19 protein-coding genes, 1 tRNA gene and 3 pseudogenes are annotated in these 16,444 nt (G+C 44.3%); 14 read left to right on the top strand and 9 right to left on the bottom strand.

Annotation, left to right across the window (positions count from 1 at the left end; translation table 11 throughout):
* Nucleotides 1-77 precede the first annotated feature (77 nt).
* The 6 genes and pseudogenes from XDD1_RS19835 to XDD1_RS04455 all read left to right on the top strand — a co-directional run bounded on the left by XDD1_RS19835 (nucleotide 78) and on the right by XDD1_RS04455 (nucleotide 4,707).
* The gene (locus tag XDD1_RS19835) at nucleotides 78-494 is read left to right on the top strand and encodes a hypothetical protein (protein ID WP_052705637.1); all 417 of its coding nucleotides are present in this window, start codon (nucleotides 78-80) and stop codon (nucleotides 492-494) included.
* A gap of 227 nt (nucleotides 495-721) precedes the next feature.
* Complete coding sequence (locus XDD1_RS04480) at nucleotides 722-1,141, top strand: hypothetical protein (RefSeq protein ID WP_045969078.1); 420 nt, start codon at nucleotides 722-724, stop codon at nucleotides 1,139-1,141.
* On the top strand, nucleotides 1,138-1,560 hold the full coding sequence (locus XDD1_RS04475; RefSeq protein WP_045969076.1) for a hypothetical protein: 423 nt from the start codon (nucleotides 1,138-1,140) through the stop codon (nucleotides 1,558-1,560). Before XDD1_RS04480 ends, XDD1_RS04475 begins: the two co-directional genes overlap by 4 nt.
* A 270-nt stretch (nucleotides 1,561-1,830) precedes the next feature.
* A pseudogene (locus tag XDD1_RS20335) lies at nucleotides 1,831-3,164 on the top strand (RHS repeat domain-containing protein); the annotation flags it as partial.
* A gap of 353 nt (nucleotides 3,165-3,517) precedes the next feature.
* Complete coding sequence (gene comJ / locus XDD1_RS04460) at nucleotides 3,518-3,997, top strand: competence protein ComJ (RefSeq protein WP_045969072.1); 480 nt, start codon at nucleotides 3,518-3,520, stop codon at nucleotides 3,995-3,997.
* 326 nt (nucleotides 3,998-4,323) lie between these two features.
* Nucleotides 4,324-4,707, top strand: a complete 384-nt coding sequence (locus XDD1_RS04455) for a hypothetical protein (protein WP_045969070.1) — start codon at nucleotides 4,324-4,326, stop codon at nucleotides 4,705-4,707.
* 62 nt (nucleotides 4,708-4,769) lie between these two features.
* Here the strand turns inward: XDD1_RS04455 and XDD1_RS04450 are convergent, their stop codons facing one another.
* The 4 genes from XDD1_RS04450 to XDD1_RS04435 all read right to left on the bottom strand — a co-directional run bounded on the left by XDD1_RS04450 (nucleotide 4,770) and on the right by XDD1_RS04435 (nucleotide 6,263).
* Complete coding sequence (locus XDD1_RS04450; protein WP_045969068.1) at nucleotides 4,770-5,054, bottom strand: addiction module antidote protein; 285 nt, start codon at nucleotides 5,052-5,054, stop codon at nucleotides 4,770-4,772.
* 1 nt (nucleotide 5,055) lies between these two features.
* The gene (locus tag XDD1_RS04445) at nucleotides 5,056-5,352 is read right to left on the bottom strand and encodes a type II toxin-antitoxin system RelE/ParE family toxin (RefSeq protein WP_045973327.1); all 297 of its coding nucleotides are present in this window, start codon (nucleotides 5,350-5,352) and stop codon (nucleotides 5,056-5,058) included.
* A 102-nt stretch (nucleotides 5,353-5,454) separates the two neighbouring features.
* A complete protein-coding gene (locus tag XDD1_RS04440; protein WP_045969066.1) occupies nucleotides 5,455-5,793 on the bottom strand; it encodes a SymE family type I addiction module toxin in 339 nt (112 codons plus the stop codon).
* A gap of 140 nt (nucleotides 5,794-5,933) precedes the next feature.
* A complete protein-coding gene (locus XDD1_RS04435) occupies nucleotides 5,934-6,263 on the bottom strand; it encodes a SymE family type I addiction module toxin (protein ID WP_038262604.1) in 330 nt (109 codons plus the stop codon).
* Nucleotides 6,264-6,502: 239 nt separating this feature from the next.
* Here XDD1_RS04435 and XDD1_RS04430 point away from each other — a divergent pair, with 239 nt between their 5' ends.
* Together XDD1_RS04430 and XDD1_RS04425 are read left to right on the top strand one after the other, a co-directional pair.
* Nucleotides 6,503-6,757, top strand: a complete 255-nt coding sequence (locus XDD1_RS04430) for a type II toxin-antitoxin system Phd/YefM family antitoxin (RefSeq protein ID WP_038262601.1) — start codon at nucleotides 6,503-6,505, stop codon at nucleotides 6,755-6,757.
* Nucleotides 6,757-7,182: a type II toxin-antitoxin system VapC family toxin gene (locus tag XDD1_RS04425; RefSeq protein WP_045969064.1), complete on the top strand. Its 426-nt coding sequence runs from the start codon at nucleotides 6,757-6,759 to the stop codon at nucleotides 7,180-7,182. Before XDD1_RS04430 ends, XDD1_RS04425 begins: the two co-directional genes overlap by 1 nt.
* Before the next feature lie 127 nt (nucleotides 7,183-7,309).
* Here XDD1_RS04425 and XDD1_RS04420 read toward each other — a convergent pair.
* The 3 genes and pseudogenes from XDD1_RS04420 to XDD1_RS04415 form a co-directional block, all read right to left on the bottom strand.
* Nucleotides 7,310-9,850, bottom strand: a pseudogene (locus XDD1_RS04420) (host specificity protein J); the annotation flags it as partial.
* A 17-nt stretch (nucleotides 9,851-9,867) separates the two neighbouring features.
* Nucleotides 9,868-9,963, bottom strand: a pseudogene (locus XDD1_RS19820) (tail assembly protein); the annotation flags it as partial.
* A gap of 66 nt (nucleotides 9,964-10,029) precedes the next feature.
* Nucleotides 10,030-10,266 (bottom strand): transcriptional regulator, encoded by a 237-nt coding sequence (locus XDD1_RS04415; protein WP_045969060.1) that lies wholly within the window; start codon nucleotides 10,264-10,266, stop codon nucleotides 10,030-10,032.
* A gap of 352 nt (nucleotides 10,267-10,618) precedes the next feature.
* Here XDD1_RS04415 and XDD1_RS04410 point away from each other — a divergent pair, with 352 nt between their 5' ends.
* The 3 genes from XDD1_RS04410 to XDD1_RS04400 all read left to right on the top strand — a co-directional run bounded on the left by XDD1_RS04410 (nucleotide 10,619) and on the right by XDD1_RS04400 (nucleotide 12,708).
* Complete coding sequence (locus XDD1_RS04410) at nucleotides 10,619-11,230, top strand: XRE family transcriptional regulator (RefSeq protein WP_045969058.1); 612 nt, start codon at nucleotides 10,619-10,621, stop codon at nucleotides 11,228-11,230.
* 303 nt (nucleotides 11,231-11,533) lie between these two features.
* The gene (locus XDD1_RS04405) at nucleotides 11,534-11,950 is read left to right on the top strand and encodes a hypothetical protein (RefSeq protein WP_045969056.1); all 417 of its coding nucleotides are present in this window, start codon (nucleotides 11,534-11,536) and stop codon (nucleotides 11,948-11,950) included.
* Nucleotides 11,951-12,525: 575 nt separating this feature from the next.
* Nucleotides 12,526-12,708 carry a helix-turn-helix transcriptional regulator gene (locus XDD1_RS04400; protein ID WP_045973326.1) on the top strand — a complete coding sequence of 61 codons (183 nt, stop codon included), beginning with the start codon at nucleotides 12,526-12,528 and terminating at the stop codon, nucleotides 12,706-12,708.
* Between the two features lie 70 nt (nucleotides 12,709-12,778).
* On the opposite strand, the gene XDD1_RS04395 is transcribed toward XDD1_RS04400, so the two are convergent.
* A tRNA-Arg gene (locus tag XDD1_RS04395) sits at nucleotides 12,779-12,855 on the bottom strand.
* Between the two features lie 189 nt (nucleotides 12,856-13,044).
* Between XDD1_RS04395 and folD the strand changes: the two genes are divergently transcribed.
* The 3 genes from folD (at nucleotide 13,045) to sra (ending at nucleotide 14,629) form a co-directional block, all read left to right on the top strand.
* Nucleotides 13,045-13,920 carry a bifunctional methylenetetrahydrofolate dehydrogenase/methenyltetrahydrofolate cyclohydrolase FolD gene (gene folD, locus XDD1_RS04390; protein WP_045969054.1) on the top strand — a complete coding sequence of 292 codons (876 nt, stop codon included), beginning with the start codon at nucleotides 13,045-13,047 and terminating at the stop codon, nucleotides 13,918-13,920.
* On the top strand, nucleotides 13,920-14,132 hold the full coding sequence (ybcJ, locus tag XDD1_RS04385) for a ribosome-associated protein YbcJ (RefSeq protein ID WP_045969052.1): 213 nt from the start codon (nucleotides 13,920-13,922) through the stop codon (nucleotides 14,130-14,132). Before folD ends, ybcJ begins: the two co-directional genes overlap by 1 nt.
* A gap of 260 nt (nucleotides 14,133-14,392) precedes the next feature.
* Nucleotides 14,393-14,629, top strand: a complete 237-nt coding sequence (sra, locus tag XDD1_RS18755; RefSeq protein WP_071827242.1) for a stationary-phase-induced ribosome-associated protein — start codon at nucleotides 14,393-14,395, stop codon at nucleotides 14,627-14,629.
* Nucleotides 14,630-14,717: 88 nt separating this feature from the next.
* On the opposite strand, the gene cysS is transcribed toward sra, so the two are convergent.
* Nucleotides 14,718-16,100 (bottom strand): cysteine--tRNA ligase, encoded by a 1,383-nt coding sequence (cysS, locus tag XDD1_RS04380; RefSeq protein ID WP_045969050.1) that lies wholly within the window; start codon nucleotides 16,098-16,100, stop codon nucleotides 14,718-14,720.
* Nucleotides 16,101-16,444 lie beyond the last annotated feature (344 nt).

Here is a 16,444-nt window from a genome sequence, read left to right as displayed (position 1 = left end):
AGATTAGGTGTAACTCCAGTGAGAGCAAATGAGAAAATGGGTAACTATAGTAGTTTAAATCCGAAAAGGTATGGAAAATGACAGACGTATATAAAAGAAAAGTCAAGATAATAATAAATGGGAAAATGGAGGAAGCTGAATTACATTTGATCACTTCTCCTGGTAGACATTGTTGCTTAAAAATATTTCATAATAATAATCAATTGGCAGAATCAAATGACACTGACTATTTTTCATGTTTCGCAGAATTAAGAAATCAATTAAAAGATATAATTTTTCTTTGTAAAGGAGCAAAAATAAACGTGTTTCCATCTGCAATGCAGAGAGATATGGGTTTAGGTAGGGTAGCCTATGAAACTACATTAGGTCAACGTGGTTTGCCTGAAAATCAGGTTCATATATTTGATTTCGAAGATAAAGATGTTGACGTTTCTCCAGAAGAGCAAGAAAAATTTCATTATGAATGGTTTGAATCATTTCGACAAAACAACTGATTTATTAGCTAAAATAAAATCAGGAAGATCCCCGTGATCTTCCGGCTTTCTTCTTTTTTTAGAGCCGCTCACATCGGCAAAAAATCTCAAAAATGCATATTGGTGTTTTAAATTCGCGGGGGTGAGCGGAACAGGTAAAAACAGTTCTTTAATAAACTAATATTAAAAGAAAAAATCCCGTCTAAAAAGTATGGTCGTGTCGGTGCAATCCCGAAGATCCTTATGGATTGAGTTCAACATCTGAGGTTAAAGCAGCGTCTACTCAGTCACCATCAGAGTTTGCAAGAAGTTGGCAAGGGCAGGGAGAATATCCTGGTGTTGATCGCTTTAAAGATATCACGGTTAAAAAAGGCACAATATTAATGGCTGGTGCTCCGGGGCAAGGTAATTTTTATACTACAGTTCGGGCTATAGAAAGAAGTGGATTCTCTCAAGAAGGTGTATTTAAAGGCTTACAAGTAATGCCTCATCCACAATTCGGATATAGACCCGGTATGACTGCTTATAGAGTTTTAGAAGATACACCAGCGGCATTCGGTATAGTTAGGGCTAATCCTCAACATGGGGCCGGCGGATTACCTCAAATTGTTATTAAAGATTATGAGGGAATTCTAGAACCTTTACACTCGGTGAAATTAATAAAATGATATATATTAATGGTGATATAAGTTTAAATGGAATAATAATAAATCCACTGATTACATTGGATAACTTTATAGCCCTAACATTAGATCTTAATCCTAGAAAAGTGTATGACTTTGAAGGTAGGGTCAGCTATTCAATAGATAACATGCTATTTTTAAATATAAATTACATTGTCAGTGTTGTTTTCCAAGATGGGATTATTGATTTTATTAAGTTACTTCCATTTAACAAGAAGAAAGAGAATGAAATCAATGTCTTTACGAACGAAAACCAAATCAGAAACAAATTAATAAATGATAATTTATTAAAATCATTATTTGGTTCATCAGAGAAACTTTTTTTCCTGTGGGGAAATATTCAGTCTGTGGACGATAATAGATCAGGTATGTCATACATTATTATTTCATATAAACAACAATAATTGGTTAAGCTTAAAAGCAAAAGGCCGGAAAGATCCCCGTGATCTTCCGGCTTTGTTCTGTTAAGAGCGGCTCACTCCCTGCCCTTAGCGGCTTTTGTAATCCCCAATCAGCTCGCGCATCTGCAGCTTAATTTCACTGATTTGCACCCGCTAGAGCTGGTATTGCTGCCTGAGGCTGTTGGTCTCGTCACTGTCAGGGATCAACACCAGACAGCCGTCCATGATCTTCACCGTGACCGAGCCGCCAATCTCAAAGCCGGCAGCCTGACCGAAGTTGAATTGCCGGATGGCACCACCCTGCACTTTGGCTATGACAAGCTCACCCGTCTGAGTAGCGTCACCGCCTCCACCGGGGAGGTGTACCGCTATGAGCGGGATGCGGCGGGGCAGATTATCCGGGAGACCGATTTTACCGGCCGTACCCTTGAATACCAGTACGATAAGCTGGGACGCCGGGTACTGACTCAATACCCTGACGGTCAGCAACTTCGCTGGCACTATTCCGCCGCAGGCTTGCTGGTCAGGCAGGAAAGCTGGCAGCCGGAAGAAAATCAGAGGGTGCTTAAAGACACCACCACTTACGCCTACAACAAACGGCACCAATTGGTGAAAGCCACCAATGCCGATGCGGTTGTCGAGTATGAATATGACAACACCACTGGCCTGCTGACCTGTGAACGTATCAACGGGCGGGAAATCACACGCAAATGGGATAACCTGACCGGGCGTCCTGTCAGTGAAAGTGTGGATGGCCATACCCTGCACTTCGGCTATAACCCGATGCCTACGGTGCGATGGAACAAATGACGCAGCGTCAGAAAGCCGGGCGGGTGGTGCAGCAAGGCGATATCCGCTATCGCTATGATGACAATGGGCGTCTGGTGGAAAAAACCGAACAACGTGACGGCTTCCGCCCACAGGTCTGGCGCTACCGCTGGGATACGCAAAACCAGCTTACCCACTTCGAAACCCCGGACGGTTCGCGCTGGCGCTATGCCTATGATCCGTTTGGCAGACGAATACGTAAGCTCAAGGTTCACGACGGAAAACTCACCGCCACCAACCTGCAAAGGTGGTTAGCTGGAAAACCGGATTTAGCGCCAAGAGCCGATGCCATCATGGGGCAGGATTACCTGTGGAGCGGCGACCGACTTATCGAAGAAACGCCGATTTACGCCGATGGTACGCCGGTAGACGATCAGCGTGTCCGCTGGCTCTACGAACCGGGTGCCCTCACGCCGTCAGCACGCTTTGAAAAAGGCAAGCTACACTATATTGTCAGTGACCATCAGGGTACTGTGCGCGAGATGTTGTCCGAGGAAGGGGTACTGGTTTGGGCACAACGACTAAAAACGTGGGGCAAAGCGGAACGTTTTCAGGTCATCGCTTCCAATAATCCGGATTATCATGTTAACTGTAACCTGCGGTTCTGCGGGCAATATGAGGATGAAGAGAGCGGGTTGTATTATAACCGCTTTCGTTATTATTCACCGGAGACCGCGCAGTACATCTCAGCAGACCCCCTGAATTTGGCAGGCGGGTTTAATCCGTACGGGTATGTGCACAATCCATCAAAATGGATTGATCCGTTCGGGTTGGCGGGATGTTGCTTAGCTAAAGTTGATGCTGTTGATCATGATTATGTTTTGACATTGAAACGTTCTGAATATCCTCAAACTTTTGGGCATATATCTGATGCAATAGGTAATGGACATGCTGATATTGTGACCATAAAAAGAGATATGACCAAAACAAATAGAAAGCTTAGTTTGAAAGGTATACCAACAGTAAAAGGAAAAGATCGGGATGAGTGGCCAATGGCAATGTTTAAAGAAGGTGGTAAAAACGCTAGTGTAAGGTATATAGATCCTAGTGATAATAGAGGGGCAGATTCAAGTATCGGCAGTATATTATCAGATTTACCAAATGGTACTAGAATTAAAATAAAGGTAATAGAATGAAAAGTAATAAACAAGTAATCGATTTATTGATATCACATAGCCAAATTCAGGTTCGCTCAAGGTCATTTGATGAAACATTATGTCAATGGGGAAATGAAAATATAAAACAAGGAGCTATTCTTCATAAAGATTATGTTGTATTCGATCCTTTACCAGATGACACTTTTGGTGCAAATATATACTTGACTTTGGAAGAAAATTTCAACATGGACCCTTTAGTTCAGCGGTGTATGGTTGTTCCTTTTTATGTCACAGATAAAAATAAACTGGAGATAGCATCAGCAACTGAAAAATTTAATATAGATTTAGGCCTTAAAGAAACTTTTTATAGCTTATACTATGAAGTATGTGAAGGAGATGAGGTTTTTTATAAATTAACTTTCATTCCATCTGAAATTAAGATTGATGCTAAATATATGTTAGATGACCCATGGGGAGGAGAAAAAAACAAATCTCTTCACGAAGGAACCGTCTAAGCAATCCAAGCCTGTATTGCATTTTTTATAATGCAATACAGGCTAGATTCATGATGTAATTTACCAATAGAGAAAATTAAGATGCTATTTTTCTTTCTATAAAGATTATTTATGTTGAAAAACAAGGCGGGATCTCATATTTTTATATGGTTATTATGGGTAAAAATCACTCTTTTGAGTTTAATATACGAACCCAAGAAGCATACAAAATTGAATGTATAAAATTATCAACATTCATACAGTAATTGATTTTTACACAAAGCAGAATCCCACCTAGATAGCCATAGAGGTGATATTATCACTTCAATAATCAAAAAAGGAATCACATGATAACAGTATATCAATATCTTTATGACAAAATGATAAAAAAAAGAGAAGAGATACGTAGCTATTTACTGGGTCCGTTGAGTGATAGTTTACCCGAAGAATATAAACCGATACGTGAGCTTTATTATCATGGTTCAGCCAAAGGAAAATCCTATGTGGAGAAAATGATCATAAAAACAGCAGATGATCTTCTTCTTTTCCAATTTGAAAAAATGGATAGAATGCGGTTATTAGAAAATGGTAAGGACATGTTTTCAATGGTGTTGAAACCTAATGAATATAATAGCGTTGTTTATGTTCCCGAAAACCTCAGTTTCTGCTCAATTATAAAAGAGTTGATTGAGGAGGAAAACAACAGCCATACTTCGCGGTTTGTTTATTGAATGACCTTGTTAAAAAACTTGGATTCGCATATTAAGCGAATCCAAGTCGAGACTAATACAGATTAAGCTCCAGTGAAATGCAGTTTCAAACCCAGTGCTTTTGATATTTTGTATACCGTATTAAATGATGGGTTGCCTTCGTCGGATAACGCCTTATATATCCCCTCTCGACTTATTCCTGACTCTTTAGATAGTTGGCTGATATTTTTTATTCTGGCAATATTACCTAACGCTTTAAATAAATATTTTGTATCGTTCTCTTCGATAGCAGCATTTAAGTATGCCTGAATATCGTCTTCTGTTTCTAAAAACTCCACAACATCAAATTTTTTCGGTTCTGATTTCATTTTAAAATCCCCATTCTTTTGCAAGTTGTTTGGCTTTCTTTATATCTTCCTGCTGGCTGCTTTTATCTCCGCCACAGAGTAATAATATTATTTCATTATTTTTGTTAGCAAAGTAGACACGATAGCCTTGCCCGTCATGTATTTTGAGTTCCGAAACCCCGCTCCCCACAGGTTCAACATCGCCAAAATTTCCCTCTTCCATTCTTTCAACCCTGATTAAGATCTTGGTTTTTGCTATCCTGTCTTTTAAGGATTTTAACCATTTTTCAAAATCCTGAGTCCTCTCAATGGTTATCATGTTCACCTCTAAAGCTAATATCATTATTGTATATAAACAATACGACACGTCAACCATAGTTAACATATCAACGCCATCAGTAATAAAAACGCATTACACGACTCAGACGGGTATCAGGTCAGATTCTGTCATTAACATAATTTTGCCGTAGCCGAAGGCAACTTGAACGGGATTATCCAACAAACCAGTTTCCGTTAGCCAGTCGCCAGCCAGATACAGCTCACCATTATCGCGCACCCAATCAATGCCCTGATACGGATCATTTTCCGCCGCATGGGACAGGATCATCGCATCAGGCTCTGCCAACGTTAACATCAACCCGTTGTTATATTGCCGGATATGAAACAGGGTGTGCGGCGTAAATCCCATCTGTTGCATATCTTCACCGCTTAAGACACATTCCGGCAGTGCGGCGTTATCAGTAGAAAAATGAAGTTTCATCGGTTCCTTCTTTGTTTAATGAGTCAAATAAAATGCGAGCTGCTTCGCAAAAGAAAAATATTGCCATTTAAGCGCAAAAAGCAGCTCACGCAGAATCGTTCAACATGATGTTTTAATTGGTAAAAAATGGAATTATGCGTTTATCCCGGCAGCTTTTTACTTAATTTTCCGGGAAATTGCTGCAACCAGCGTGCCACGGCGATATCATCCCATTCGCCTTCATTCAGGCTTTTTAAGCAGTGCCACAGTTCATGAAAATTTTGGCTGGTGATGATCAGGCAACCGGGCATCACTCTGATTTTTAATGGATCGTTAATGGAAAACCCCGCTTCCAGCAACCATTTTCCGCTTAAGTTGATGGCAGGGATCGTGCGGTTAACCCCCTTGGGGCGGTAAACCACTTTCTGATAACGTTCAGGTTGGGAAATTTTGTAAATGCAGATGCCTGCAGTAGAATGTGCGTTAGCCATAATAACTACCTATCTTAGTTGTTGCGGTTAGCGGTTTTATCGTGTTGCACCACGGTAAAGCCGCGTCGAAATTTCACCGCCACTCTATCTCTCCCCCAAACAACATACCACTGACAAAAATTGCCTTTGCAAAGCGGCTCGCAAAATAGCGACAGATAGGTAACAACGTACAAAGTTTGCGCTATTATTCATATTGTAGTAATGTACCTATATAGTAAATTCAAACAGGAGATACCGCCATGGCTATCACGACCCTATCCAGCCGGGAGCTGAACCAGGATGTTACCCGCGCGAAGAAAGCGGCCAAGAACGGCCCCGTATTTATCACCGATCGCGGCAAGCCGGCTCATGTGCTGTTGAGCATTGAGGAATACCGGCTGCTGACAAAGCAACATCGCAACATTGCCGATTCGCTGGCAATGCCGGGCATTGCGGACATTGAGTTTGAACCGCAGCGCGTGACTATCGGAACCCGCCCGGCTGATTTCTCATGATGTACGTACTCGATACCAACGTGGTGTCCGAACTACGAAAAATTCGGGCAGGGAAGGCCGATCCGAAAGTGGCGGCATGGGCTGAAAGCGTCGAAGCCACCGATCTCTTTGTGTCTGCCATCACCATCATGGAGTTAGAACTTGGCGTTTTGTTGATTGAACGTAAGGACGCTACACAGGGGGGTATGCTGCGTGCGTGGCTGGAGCAGCATGTCTTGCCGGAGTTCGCCGGACGAACGTTGCCCGTTGATACCGCCGTGGCACAACGCTGCGCCCGGTTGCACGTGCCCGACAAGTGCAGTGAGCGTGATGCGCTGATTGCGGCGACAGCGCTTGTGCATGGTATGACGGTAGTCACGCGTAACGTCGCCGATTTTCGCTCCACCGGGGTGACGATCCTCAATCCGTGGGAGTCGAACCCATAATAATGCTGGTCAGAAAACTGTCGTTACCGGGTTATGGTGTACGCCGCTTAAGATCTTTCAGGAGGTCATGCAGTCTTTCAATGGCCTGCGCGTTTTCCGCAATGGCCTGCTTGTGACGGGCATCGGCCTTGGCCTGTTCATTGAGTTGCGCCTGTAAGCTCCGCCCGCTTTCTGCGTCCAGAAAATGATCCCGACTGGCCTCCACTATCCAGCCGGTATCATTGGACGCAGCACCACTGACCAGTGACGTCCACTCTGAGGTGTTACCCGATTTATCCACCAGCCGTGCCCGGAAGTAGAGCTTCTCCCCCGCCGACAGCCCCTGCAAGGTGTGGGTTCGTTGCGGATAGGAAATATCGGCGAACTGCAGCGTATCATCATCCTCTCCGTTGTGGTTATAGCAAATTTCCGTTTTCAGCAGAACATCCGTTGGGTTGGCAAAGTCCCAGTCCAGCCGGATACCAAAAAGTAGCGACGTGGTTTGGAGGGATTGCGGTGCCGACGGAGCCACTTTGCGATTTCCTACCAAGGTATCCTGTGTGTTCATCCAAATACTGGATATTGCTGCGGCATTAGTCGCCCTGACCCGCGCCTGATAGCGCCCGTCGTCAACGTTCGGCACCTCAAGACTCCGTGCGGTAGTCCGGGGAGCCGTTATCCAGTTGCTGTTGTCTTTGCGCCATTCGGCTTCATAGGCCACGGCATTGTCGGCTGCGTCCCATGTGATCCGCAACGTGGTAGCGATGATGCCCTGATTCAGTGAATAATAACTGTCGATAAGGACATTCTTCGGTGCCGGCTGAACGCTGGGCGGAATCACGGTGACGGGGCGTTCGTCAATACGGATGTTCCTGTCGATAAGCGCATATTTGTCGGGATTGTGCTCAACCGCCGTGATCTCAAATGACACGCCATCCTCCCCCGCTTTGATACCCATCACCCGAAAGGGTTGCTCCGCGATATAGCGGGATTCAATGGCCCAGACTGCGCCCACTTCCGGTGATTCTGAATAGGCATAGCCACTGCCCCACACGGAGACCTTCTGTCCGTTGATCGCTGAAATAAGATCCCTGCCGGCCTTACCGGAAGGCAGGTTGATGACAAGCCAGTCCCCCACTTTTGCCGACGGCACCCGATCCAAGATAATCAGGTATCGCCTCGGTACGGCCTGAATACGCCCGCTTCTTCCCGACCTCGACAACAGATTATCCGATATGCCAATAAGGTAACCCGGCCGGGGAATGTGTCCCTCCAGTCCGACGGTGAAGGTGACTGTCCGGTCATATTCGTTGGTGTGCAGCACCCATTTGCCACGCCGGATGGCTTCACTCTGGCTGGTACAACCAATGGCGGTGATGTCAGCCTGCCGGATACCATAGCGGCGTATCAATCGGTGTTCAAACACCGGTTCGATAGCATCCTGATAGCCGTTCTGCGGATCGGACCAACTGACCATGGCCGTGGAGTAATGGGTTTTCTCGCTGGTACTGGAGTAGGTGAATTTACCGTCACGCACATTGGCACAAGTAAAGAGATAATCCATGTCACGGGGCATGTCCGCCAGCACGTTCATGTTGTTATTGGACCAGAAAGTCATCCCCCGGAAGATCCCTGCAATGTCACGCAACACGGCCCAGGCATCTTCCTGTGACTGAATATAAACATTGCAGGTGAAACGCGGCTCTTCGCCGCCTTCACCATCCGGCACAGTCTGATCACAATATTGCGCGATGCTATACAGATCCCACTTTGCCAGATTCAGATTTTCCGCTTTCACCCGGGTACCGATGCTGAACCGATCATTGATCATCAGGTCATACAGCACCCATGCCGGATTGTCGCTCCATGCCCATTTGAAGGTGCCATCCCAGCTGCCATAATAACGGCGGCGGCGCTCCGGGTAATAATTGCTTGGCACTCGGATGATGCGCATCTTGGGTTCGCAAGTGATTTGCGGGATATTGCGGAATTGTTTGGCATCAAACTGAACAAATAACAGGGCCGTTTCCGGGTAGCTTAATTTGGCGTCGATCACCTCAGTGATGGCCTCCACTACCATGGCATCAGCGATTCGGTTGCTGTTCTGTTTGGGTGTCAACCGCCGAAGGCGCACCTGCCAGCCCGAATGGGCGTTGGGTAAATCCACCCGGTGGGAGCGTTCGTATTTAGTGGTGGTTTTACCATCAACGGCAGTTTTCAGGATTTCCTTAAAAGCGCCGCCATCGGTGGCGAGGTCAATGGCATATTCAATGCGATAGCCCACGGTATCCCCGTTATCTTTTTGCCTCTGCAACTGGGGCCACGATAACCGCAAGCGGACCGCTGACAGTTGAGTATTGGTGACCGTCGTCACCCACGAACTGACCAGTTCGGCGCTGACGGTTCGGGCATTTTCGACCGCCGGCATACCGGGGATATACGCCTGATGGGGAGTACCGGGGCGGAATTCCCATTTGACCCCTTCAAAATTTGGCCGGCCGTCGGAACCAATCAACGGCGTGTTATCCAGAAAAATACGCCTGCCATCCAGCTCTCCCGCAAATTCCCCTTCACCGAGGGCAAGGAGGATCTTGGTATAGGAGGTGGATTGCAGGGAATCCGGTGCTTCCACCGGGGTGCGCGGATGCTGGCTGCCGCCTTTATGCCCCTGAATGAATTGCTTTTCCATATTTCATCCTAAGAACGTTATTGTTGGTCTTCCGCGTAAATACCCGCTGAAATGATGGCACCACCAATACGCCGTCTGCCGTAGCCGATGGGCACAGGGTTACAGTAAGCTAATCAACATCCACATGTTCATCTCGGATTCATCCAAAACGCCAAGCCTCATCAACCACCGGCGGGAGTTTATTCATGGTCTTTGGCTTCAGGCGGCGGGAAAACTTTAGGCAGATCAGGACGCAGTTCATGAGCCTGGACTGTCCCGTTCGAAAAAACCACAATATCGGGTACCAACGACACCGAAACCCGTTTTTTTCCGTATAACCATGCGCTAATGAGGGATTGTCTGCACCCAAGAACCTGAGCCAGCTTTGTTTGGCTGCCTGCGATTGTTATAACTTTTTTTATCACGTTGTTTTTCATTAATGCCTTCTCCAACACTACAGCAATAACACTATCACCATAGATTACAATAAATCACTATTGGTGTGTTTGTAAAGGTATCACTTTAGAGATAGAATGAGAAGCAGATGTTCCAAGACCGGGGTTCTTGGACTATATACCCTGTATTTCACGTAAATGTGGGAATAACAATCACGGTTCGCTGGTGTCTTTACCCAAGCTCACTGGCTCCCCGTAAGGGCGGGGATAACTCACAGACAGTTAGAGCCAATAATCCTTTTTAAATAGTTTCCTCATCGGTACAGAGATTGAACTGAAGAGATAAATTGATTTGCTCTCTGTAAATACGAAGGTAAACACTCATGAGGCACTTATGACTCTTGCTGATAGATTAAAAGAAGCCATGGCAGATAAAGGGCTTACCCAATCCGCCCTTGCCGAAAAAGCCGGCATGGCTCAATCCATGATATGGAAATTACTCTCCGGGAAAGCCGCCAAAACAGGTAAACTCGTTGATTTGGCCAAGGCGCTTGGCGTACGCCCGGAATGGCTCAGTGATGGCAGTGGTAATAAATATCAAACTGATAATGCGGATTTTGCTGTCAGGCATGACAACCGTTATGTGCCTGTAAAAATTTATGAAGGAGAACAAGGAACCCATGAATCCTTCATGGTTCCTGTTCTTTCTGAATTGCAAGCCCATTTTGATACATGCCGGGCTTATCGTATCACCCAAAATACAGGTTGCGCTGAAGCGCCGGAAGGGACTTTAATCGTTGTTGATAAAGATGAAGAAATGGCCAATGATGATTTAGTTTATGCCCGTATAGGAAATCATTATTCAGTTTATCGTTATAAACAAGGTGGTTCTGTCGGCTTTTTGTCTGTTGACGATACGCGCATCCCATTGATAACCGTCTCACCTGACATTGAAACCGTCGGAGTTATTGTCTATTTATTTCGTGACATGAAACGAAGACGATAATTTTCTCCCCAATCTTTGCTGCATAACTTCCCAGTTTCATACGAAATATTTCCCAACCATTCTTCTCTTTACGCCAAGACGCTGTTTTTTAATACAGTGTCTTGGGTGTTACTGAAATTATTGTGATTATCAAGCTAAAAAACAATTTAGACACCATCAAATTAAAATCATTTAATATCAATAAGATAATTAAATAACTCCGATTTTTATCACTATAAGCATGGATCTTAAAGAACTTAAGTGATAATGTTAGACGCGTCAAAGTGATAGGAATAATCACTAAAAGATTATGAGAGAGGATTTATGAGTACCTTTATTTCTGACACCATCGAGAAACCGGCTACAAAACAAAAAAATACCATAAACATTAAATGTATTATTGCAAATATCGCGCAAGCAAACATCCTGTATTCAGGAACAACATGTACTACCTTTTGGACAAACTCGTGCCTGAATTCATATAATAAATACAAAAATCAGAATGACTGCATGGGTGGAAAAAATAAAAATGAATTTAAATATCATATACTGACTACATATTTGGTCAACCAAACACATACAGAACCTGTTCCTTGCTATAATTTAGAAACCATTGTCGATTACGGTTATGCACTCTATAAGCGGAGAGGGCGTTATATGCATTTAGTTGATATCATTCCTCTTATTAAGACAAAAAATAAAATTCCATTGATAATAGAAAGTCGTTATACAACAGTCTAATAAAACAAAAAATAAAATAACTAAACTTTTATAAGTATAAAAAATTAATTACAGCGCCTGCGCTGGGGAATGTTTTTAATATAAATTCATAACAGTTATACACAATAAAAATATGGAATATATGTATTATACCCAATAAACTTGAAGATGCATGAGAGGATACAACCCATTTTATTGATTTTAAATTGTTAATTTAAAAGTCAAACCAGCACCTTGAAGTTAAATGAGTATATATGGCAACCACAATGCTGCATTGAAAATACATTTAAATAATGCCTAGACTACCTAATGAGAAAATAAAAGGATTAGGGAATAACTTATCCATAATGAAAACTCCATGAGGTACTCCTGCTGACATGATCAATACTGCAAGTGAAAACGGGAATAAATCTTCATACGGATGTAATGAACGGGGACCTGATGCGGTGACCTACAACGGAAGATCAAAAAAATTAAATGGTATCCCTCTGTATCGGGCGGGAATACACGATTTTTGGGTGACGGCTGGGAAGGTAGCCACTAAAAAGTTGTCAAGGTGGCTTTGGAGAACGATTCTCAGAAAGGAGGAAAGAATAGTGGCCATAAGGTATATCAAACGCGAAGAAATGCAAAAACTAACAGGGAAAAGCAAAACGACACTTTGGCGAATGTATGCAAAAAGGAATGAATTCCCTAAACCAGAGAGAACGGCAGGAGGGACTTTTCTTGGGTGGCCTGAAGAGGTTTATGAGGCTTGGGTGAGAGAAAAGAAGTTATAGTAACTTGACCCACTACTTGACCCGTTATTATGACGGGTTTTTCATTTTTTAGTGTAACTCATTGATTTTATGGTACGCCCTACAGGATTCGAACCTGTGACCTACGGCTTAGAAGGCCGTTGCTCTATCCAGCTGAGCTAAGGGCGCATTATGGTGTGTAAATAAGAAACATCATTAATGCGTTGATGTAGCACCGGATTATACGGGCATAATGGCGCGAGTCAATGCCCTTTGCGCTCGTATGCTCATTTTATGATTATCAATAAAACTGACAGGCGGTTCATGTTCTGACAAAATAGCCCCCATTCCTATATTTGATAGTGGAATCTTAAATACATGTCAGCAAAAATTATTGATGGGAAAACGATTGCGCAGACAATCAGAAGCGAAGTTGCAGAAAAAGTCCGGCAGCGCGTTGCCGCCGGAAAACGAGCGCCGGGTCTTGCAGTTGTTTTGGTGGGAGAAAACCCTGCTTCTCAAATTTATGTCGCCAGCAAACGCCGCGCTTGTGAAGAAGTCGGGTTTATGTCCCGCTCTTATGACCTGCCTGATACGACCAGCGAAGCTGAGTTACTCTCTCTGATAGATGACCTGAACGCCGATGCGCAAATCGATGGTATTTTGGTTCAACTCCCTTTACCTGCCGGCATTGATAATGTCAAAGTACTGGAACGCATTCGTCCCGATAAGGATGTGGATGGCTTCCATCCTTATAATATCGGCCGCCTGTGTCAACGCGCCCCAAGATTGCGCCCTTGTACTCCCCGTGGGATTGTGACCCTGCTTGAACGCTGCAATATCAATACCTATGGGCTGAATGCAGTGATTATCGGTGCCTCCAATATCGTTGGCCGTCCGATGAGCCTTGAATTGTTGTTGGCAGGTTGTACAACGACAGTCACGCATCGTTTTACCAAAAACTTACGCCAGCATGTGGAACAGGCTGATTTACTGGTTGTTGCTGTCGGTAAGCCGAATTTTATTCCTGGCGAGTGGATTAAGCCTGGCGCAATCGTGATTGATGTCGGCATCAACCGGCTGGAAAATGGCAAAGTCATTGGTGATGTGGATTTCGATAAAGCGTCTGAACGCGCAAGTTGGATCTCCCCGGTGCCCGGTGGTGTCGGCCCAATGACCGTTGCAACTTTGATTCAAAATACCTTGCAAGCCTGCGAGGAATATCATGATGTAGATACAACTGAAGGTTATTGATGGAAATTTTTTATTTAGACGGCCACCCTCATGTCGAATTGTGTGATTTGCTCAAGTTTCAGGGATGGTGTGAAAGTGGAGCAGCGGCGAAAGCGGTGATTGCAGAAGGTTTGGTGCAGGTTGATCATCAACCCGAAACCCGTAAACGTTGCAAAATTATCGCCGGTAAAGTTGTAACGTTTAATGGTGATTCCGTTCGCGTTGAAGAATAAATTAGCGGGTAAACATAACCACTAATCCTTTTCGAAAAGACAGTATCTTATGTATTTATATATGTATGGTGCTGTCTTTTTATTTTACAAATAGAAACTCATTATTTTTTATCAACAAATTGGGGATCTCTTTATCCGGTTTTATCCGCAGAACCTGTGACATTGACGATATATTGAGAAACAATCCTGTCCGTCATGTTTTGATTTTCTAATAAGTTGCTATACTGGGGAACTTATGTACAACTGAAACGGAGTTAATTATGTTAAGTAATAGAGCTGCAAGAAGGTTGTTGGGTTTGCCTTATAAATTAAGTCATTCTAAACGCAGAGTGACAATTTCTCTTCTCAATCTTGCTTCCAGTGATAGCACACATCAAGTCCCTGAGCCTCTAAGTCATTCTTCTTTTGTTGCCATGAAACGGGACGCGGTTTCTGGCAAAGTCACGTATCACGCTGGAAATGCTTTCTATCCTGAGCATACAAAGACTCATCAATAAATCGGTGAAAGCGTAAATGCGATAGAAACTGAACCGCCCATCTCAGGGGCGGTTTTGGATATAACAACGTCAGCAAAGCAAAAAGCGATTATTTACGGCGCCATGTTGTACCTTGTGGGCCATCTTCCAACTCAATGCCCATTTCATTCAACTGGTCACGTGCCGCATCAGCCAATGCCCACTCTTTATTTTTACGCGCATCGTTACGCTGTTTAATCAGCGCTTCGATTTGAGCCACATCGTCTTCCGCCTGTGCCCCGCCTTGCAAAAAGTGTTCTGGATCTTGTTCCAGCAGACCGAGAATTCCCGCCAAGTTACGCAGTTCGGCCGCCAGACCGTTAGCCGCCGCCATGTCTTCTGTTTTCAGACGATTAAGCTCACGCACCATATCAAACAAGACTGAATACGCTTCCGGTGTGTTGAAATCATCATTCATGGCTGCAACGAAACGGGCGGTGAATGCTTCTCCGCCCGCAGGTTGCACCGATTTATCCGTTCCACGCAAGGAAGTATACAGACGCTCAAGGGAAGTTCGTGCCTGTTTCAAATTTTCTTCTGTGTAATTCAACTGGCTGCGATAGTGCCCAGATAACAAGAAATAGCGCACGGTCTCAGCATCGTAATATTCCAGCACGTCACGGATGGTAAAGAAGTTGTTCAATGACTTGGACATCTTCTCTTTATCCACCATCACCATGCCGGAGTGCATCCAATAATTGACGTAAGGGCCGTCATGGGCACAGGTGGATTGGGCAATCTCATTTTCATGATGCGGGAACATCAAATCAGAACCGCCACCGTGGATATCAAAGTGGTGACCCAGCGTCTTGCCGTTCATGGCGGAACATTCAATATGCCAACCCGGACGGCCTGCTCCCCACGGAGATTCCCAGCTAGGTTCACCGGGTTTGGACATTTTCCATAAAACAAAATCCATTGGGTTACGTTTGACATCGGCCACTTCAACACGGGCACCAGCCTGCAATTGTTCCAAATCCTGGCGGGAAAGCAGGCCATAATCAGGATTAGTCTCAATGGAGAACATCACATCGCCATTAGCGGCAACATAAGCGTGCCCGCGTTCAATCAGTTCTTCTGTGATCTCAATGATCTCTGGGATATGTTGTGTTGCATGAGGCTCTAAATCTGGGCGCAAGATATTCAAGGCATCAAAGTCGCTGTGCATTTCCGCCAACATGCGGGCGGTCAAATCGTCACAGCTTTCATTATTTTCGATCGCGCGCTTGATAATTTTGTCATCCACGTCAGTCACGTTACGGACGTAGGTCAAATCGTATCCCAAATAACGCAGGTAACGCGCAATCGCGTCAAATGCCACAAATGTTCTGCCATGACCGATATGACACAAGTCATAAATGGTAATGCCACACACGTACATGCCCACTTTTCCTTCGTGAATCGGCTTAAATTCTTCTTTTTGACGGCTGAGAGTGTTGAAAATTTTTAGCATCAGTGGGTTTTCCGTAAAAATTAATGTACGTGTAATATAATTAAGTGAATTGGCTGATTATAGGCTTTTTATCAGCAATATAAATAGAAGCCAAGCGAGGTATTTCACCTTGATATGCCCGGCTTTGCAAGTGCCGTTGACCGCCTTGCCCTGTTGTGGTCAATAAAAATTGGTCACCACATGGGAGTTTTCCCAAAATAATCTTTCTGATTCTTTCGGCTATTTCATAATTAAAGAGTATTGGCATGCAGGGCAGAATCTCACATTTTTAATAAGGTTATTGTGGGCCTCAAAGGCAATCAAAAAACGCGCCATGAGTTTGTCAAATCGCATTTTGCTGCGCA

It is taken from the genome of Xenorhabdus doucetiae, assembly GCF_000968195.1.
GTDB lineage: Bacteria > Pseudomonadota > Gammaproteobacteria > Enterobacterales > Enterobacteriaceae > Xenorhabdus > Xenorhabdus doucetiae.
This window is presented reverse-complemented; position numbering and strand designations above follow the sequence as displayed.

Bases quoted from the DNA above. Each gene is read 5' to 3' on its own strand.
- XDD1_RS04445 (WP_045973327.1), bottom strand. From the start codon at position 5,352: ATGATAACCATTGAGAGGACTCAGGATTTTGAAAAATGGTTAAAATCC.
- sra (WP_071827242.1), top strand. From the start codon at position 14,393: ATGTTAAGTAATAGAGCTGCAAGAAGGTTGTTGGGTTTGCCTTATAAA.
- XDD1_RS04430 (WP_038262601.1), top strand. From the start codon at position 6,503: ATGGCTATCACGACCCTATCCAGCCGGGAGCTGAACCAGGATGTTACC.
- XDD1_RS04405 (WP_045969056.1), top strand. From the start codon at position 11,534: ATGAGTACCTTTATTTCTGACACCATCGAGAAACCGGCTACAAAACAA.
- XDD1_RS04440 (WP_045969066.1), bottom strand. From the start codon at position 5,793: ATGAAACTTCATTTTTCTACTGATAACGCCGCACTGCCGGAATGTGTC.
- cysS (WP_045969050.1), bottom strand. From the start codon at position 16,100: ATGCTAAAAATTTTCAACACTCTCAGCCGTCAAAAAGAAGAATTTAAG.
- XDD1_RS04455 (WP_045969070.1), top strand. From the start codon at position 4,324: ATGATAACAGTATATCAATATCTTTATGACAAAATGATAAAAAAAAGA.
- XDD1_RS04425 (WP_045969064.1), top strand. From the start codon at position 6,757: ATGTACGTACTCGATACCAACGTGGTGTCCGAACTACGAAAAATTCGG.
- XDD1_RS04475 (WP_045969076.1), top strand. From the start codon at position 1,138: ATGATATATATTAATGGTGATATAAGTTTAAATGGAATAATAATAAAT.
- comJ (WP_045969072.1), top strand. From the start codon at position 3,518: ATGAAAAGTAATAAACAAGTAATCGATTTATTGATATCACATAGCCAA.
- XDD1_RS04415 (WP_045969060.1), bottom strand. From the start codon at position 10,266: ATGAAAAACAACGTGATAAAAAAAGTTATAACAATCGCAGGCAGCCAA.
- ybcJ (WP_045969052.1), top strand. From the start codon at position 13,920: ATGGAAATTTTTTATTTAGACGGCCACCCTCATGTCGAATTGTGTGAT.
- XDD1_RS04435 (WP_038262604.1), bottom strand. From the start codon at position 6,263: ATGGCTAACGCACATTCTACTGCAGGCATCTGCATTTACAAAATTTCC.
- XDD1_RS04450 (WP_045969068.1), bottom strand. From the start codon at position 5,054: ATGAAATCAGAACCGAAAAAATTTGATGTTGTGGAGTTTTTAGAAACA.
- XDD1_RS19835 (WP_052705637.1), top strand. From the start codon at position 78: ATGACAGACGTATATAAAAGAAAAGTCAAGATAATAATAAATGGGAAA.
- XDD1_RS04410 (WP_045969058.1), top strand. From the start codon at position 10,619: ATGACTCTTGCTGATAGATTAAAAGAAGCCATGGCAGATAAAGGGCTT.
- folD (WP_045969054.1), top strand. From the start codon at position 13,045: ATGTCAGCAAAAATTATTGATGGGAAAACGATTGCGCAGACAATCAGA.